Origin of the sequence: Geodermatophilus sp. DF01-2 (assembly GCF_004571065.1) — a bacterium.
Taxonomy (GTDB): domain Bacteria; phylum Actinomycetota; class Actinomycetes; order Mycobacteriales; family Geodermatophilaceae; genus Geodermatophilus.
Window position 1 is genome coordinate 1 of record NZ_SPQN01000156.1, and the last position, 3,689, is coordinate 3,689.

At 76.3% G+C, this 3,689-nt stretch carries 5 protein-coding genes; 2 read left to right on the forward strand and 3 right to left on the reverse strand.

Annotation, left to right across the window (positions count from 1 at the left end; translation table 11 throughout):
• On the forward strand, nt 1–1,517 hold a 1,517-nt coding region (locus E4P41_RS21375), incomplete at its 5' end, for a helix-turn-helix transcriptional regulator (RefSeq protein WP_245177553.1).
• A 51-nt stretch (nt 1,518–1,568) separates the two neighbouring features.
• Here E4P41_RS21375 and E4P41_RS21380 read toward each other — a convergent pair.
• Complete coding sequence (locus E4P41_RS21380; RefSeq protein ID WP_135143206.1) at nt 1,569–1,793, reverse strand: hypothetical protein; 225 nt, start codon at nt 1,791–1,793, stop codon at nt 1,569–1,571.
• A gap of 128 nt (nt 1,794–1,921) precedes the next feature.
• Between E4P41_RS21380 and E4P41_RS21385 the strand changes: the two genes are divergently transcribed.
• Complete coding sequence (locus tag E4P41_RS21385) at nt 1,922–2,560, forward strand: MBL fold metallo-hydrolase (protein WP_135143207.1); 639 nt, start codon at nt 1,922–1,924, stop codon at nt 2,558–2,560.
• 16 nt (nt 2,561–2,576) lie between these two features.
• Here the strand turns inward: E4P41_RS21385 and E4P41_RS21390 are convergent, their stop codons facing one another.
• Both E4P41_RS21390 and E4P41_RS21395 read right to left on the reverse strand, forming a co-directional pair.
• Entirely contained in the window at nt 2,577–2,849 is a 273-nt protein-coding gene (locus tag E4P41_RS21390) for a GlsB/YeaQ/YmgE family stress response membrane protein (protein WP_209307853.1), read from the reverse strand.
• A 127-nt stretch (nt 2,850–2,976) separates the two neighbouring features.
• Entirely contained in the window at nt 2,977–3,465 is a 489-nt protein-coding gene (locus E4P41_RS21395; RefSeq protein WP_135143208.1) for an SRPBCC family protein, read from the reverse strand.
• Nucleotides 3,466–3,689: the final 224 nt, after the last annotated feature.

Genomic DNA, 3,689 nt, shown 5'->3' on the forward strand with positions numbered 1-3,689 from the left:
CGCCCGGCCGCGAGCTCGACATGCTGCTCACCGCGGGCGAGCGCATCTCCATGGCCCTGCTGGCCATCGCGATCAACACCCACGGCTACGAGGCGCGGTCGTTCACCGGGTCGCAGGCCGGGGTGACCGCAGCCGTGCTGGCGCAGCGAGGGCTGCTGTCGCGCGCCGCCGAGCTGTGCCGGCTGGCCGGCGCCGAGCGGGCAGGGTCGGCGGCGCTGGCGCTGCTGGCGACCGGAGAGCCGGACGCGGCGGCCGCGGCCCTCGAGACCGCCCGCACCGCCCGGGGGCTGCCGACGGTCCTGTCGGTGAGCGAGGAGCTGACCGCGCAGGGGATCGTGCAGTCGCTCCGCACCGGGGAGGACGCCGCCGCCGACATCGCCGCCGCGCTCTCGACGCTGACCCGCGCGGCCGCGCTGCTGGAGCCGGTGGGCCGGACCGCGCTGCTGGTGGACTCGCCGGCGGCGCTGGCCGCACTGGTCGCCCTCCACAGCGGGGAGCTGGGGGTGGCCGAGTCGGTGCTGCAGCGGGCCGTGGGTGCCGACCTCGGTGGCCCGCCCTGCCGGCGCCGGCACCGGCTGCTGCTGGCGTGGATCGCGATGCTGGCCGGCCGGATGTCGCAGGCGCGGGAGCACATGGACCGGGCGCAGGAGGACGGCGGACCGCTGGAGCCGCGCGACGACGTCGTCCTGCAGGCGCTCGAGGTGGGGCTGGCCCGGCGCAGCAGCGACGTGCCGGCGCTGGTCCGGGCCTGGGTACGGGCGCGGGAGGCGGTGGTCCGCCACCCGGTGGACCTGTTCACCCTGCTGCCGCTGGGCGAGCTGGTGGTGGCGGCGGCGAAGCTGCGGGACGGCGATCGGCTGCGCCCGTACCTCGCCGAGGCGCAGGCGCTGCTGGCGCGGCTGGGCGACCCACCGCTGTGGGCGAGCCCGCTGCACTGGAGCGGCGCCCAGGCGGCGATCCTGGCCGACGACCCGGACGGGTTGCGGCCGCACGCGGCGGCGCTGGTGGCGGCTGCGCGGACCAGCCCCTACGCGGCCACCCTGGCGCGTGCCGGGCGCAGCTGGCTGCAGGTGCTGTCGGGGGACGTCGACACCGACGGCGTGGTGTCCGCGGCCGAGCAGCTGACCGCGGTGGGGCTCGGTTGGGACGGGTCGCGGCTGGCCGGGCAGGCGGCGGCGCGGGCCACGGACCCGCGGGCCCGCTCGGTGCTGCTCGGCTGTGCCCGGTCGCTCGCAGACAGTGCCGGGTGCGAGGCCGCCTCGACGACGCCGGCGCCGCGGCCGGCCGGGGACGGGCCGCCGGTGCCCGCGGCGGCGACCGGGGCGCTCAGCGACCGGGAGCGGGAGGTGGCCCGGTTGGTCGTGGCCGGGCAGACCTACCGCGAGATCGGGGGACGGCTCTACATCTCCGCCAAGACGGTGGAGCACCACGTCTCCCGGATGCGTCAGCGGTTGGGCGCGGGCACCCGGTCGGACCTCCTGGCGCGGCTGCGCGCGGAGCTCGCCGAGGGCGCCTGAGACCCGAGCGGAGTCGCTCGGTGACGGTTTCCGCGCTCGAGCGACTCCGCGTCAGCGGGTGAGGGTGACGCAGGCGGGGCAGACGTCGCGGGCCGGCGTCGGCCAGGGCTGCTCCACGTCGATGCGGGCCAGCGCGCCGCAGACGGTGAGCTCGCAGGCTCCGTCGACCTCGACGGTCGGGCGGTGCAGCTCGACGGCGTGCCACAGCGCGGCGGTCGGGCCGTGGGCGCGGCTGCGGGCGGCCACGAGCGTGGCGGCGACGATGGGGCTGCTCATGGGCACAGTCGTCGGCATGCGCGCCCCCGCGGGACATGGGCCACGACGGCGTCGTCCCCCGAAGGGGTGAGCCGGTACACCCGGCCGTGGGCCCAGCGGACCCGGCGGGGCCGGGGCAGGATGCGGTCATGGAGCTGACCAAGCACGGCCATGCCTGCGTCGTCCTCGGCGAGGAGGACCGGCGGCTCGTCATCGACCCCGGCGTGTTCACCGACCCCGGGGTGCTGGAGGGCGCGACCGCGGTCCTGGTGACCCACGAGCACTCGGACCACTTCGCGCCCGACGTCCTCCGCGCGGCGCTCGACGCCGACCCCGCCCTGGAGGTGTGGACCAACGGCTCGGTGGCCGACCAGCTCGACGGCGCGGCGGGCCGGGTGCACGTGGTCGGCGACGGCGACGCGCTCACCGTGGCCGGGTTCGACGTCACCGTCCACGGGGAGCTGCACGCGGTCATCCACCCGGAGATCCCGCGGGTGGGCAACGTCGGCTTCCTGGTCGGCGGCAGCGTCTTCCACCCGGGCGACGCCCTGACGGTGCCCGGCGAGCCGGTGACCACCCTGCTGCTGCCGATGCACGCCCCGTGGTCGAAGACCGCTGAGCTGATCGACTACGTGCGCGCCGTGGACGCCGATCAGGCCTACGCCATCCACGACGGGCTGCTCAACGAGCCCGGCCTGGGCATCGTCGGGGGCCTGCTGGGCGAGCGGGGGCCGGGGACACCGACCCCGTTCAGCCGGCTGGCCCCGGGGGACTCCGTCGAGCTCTGAGCCCCCCGGGGGGAGGTCAGCGGACGGCGCGGCGGTTGCGGCCGGAGAGCCCCTCGGCGAAGCCGACGAGCAGCAGGGCGGCGATGACGGCGAACACGAAGCCCCAGAAGTTGAGCTCGAAGATCTCGCCGACGCCGAGCCAGTCGGCGATGAGCCCGCCGATGACGGCGCCCACGACGCCCAGGAGCATGGTGGCGAGGATGCTCATCCGCTGCTTGCCGGGCGTGATGAGCCGGGCCAGGGCCCCGATGATCAGCCCGACCACGATGAGACCGAGGATCTGGAACACGGTGTTCCTCCTTGCGCCCGCGGGGACGCTCCAGGCGGCGTCCCCGATCGGCCTGGCCGGTACCCGCAAGATCACCCCGACACACGTGTCGCCCGCGGCACACCTGCGCGTTCCCGAGCGGATGGGGTCAGGCCGTGGGCAGCTGCCCGACGTGGGCGGGGAGCCGGTCCAGCTCGCCGTCGACGGTGCGCTGCACCATCTCCCGTACACCGCCGCGCATCAGCCGCTGGGCCACCCGCCGGGTCAGCCGCCCGTCGGAGCGCGGCTCGTGGCTGACGGTGATGGTCACCCGCGTGGCACCGGGCCCGGCGTCGGCGAGCTCGATCGTCGTCGTCCAGGTCTCCGGGGTGAGCCGCAGCCGGGTGGTGACCCGCTCCCGCGGGACCCACTCGACGATCTCGCCCTGCGGCGCCCCGGCCGGCGGCTCCGCGCCGTCGCCGAGACGACCGGGCACGCAGGCGAACCGGGTGCCGCGCCCGGGTGCTCCGCGGCCGGCCACGACGTAGGAGACGTCGCAGACCGCGCAGTAGGGGGCGAGGACGGCGAGCGCCTCCCACACCCGGCGCCGCTCGGAGGGCACCTCGCGGGTGCCGCTGGCGGTGACCGGCTGAGGCATGGGACCTCCGGGGACGACGGGGAGCGGCGGCTTCGCCGACGGTAGTCCGCGCCGGCCACCCTTCAGGTCGAAGGACCCCGTCCTCCCCACCCTTCGCCAGCTCAGTCTTCCTGTCCCTATCGGTGACGCCTGGCAGGCGTGAAAATGTGGCCGGGTCGCCCGCCGACGTCGGTCTCCCGCCTGGGACACGATCCCGTAGCTCAGTCTGACGCTGGGGCCTGGAC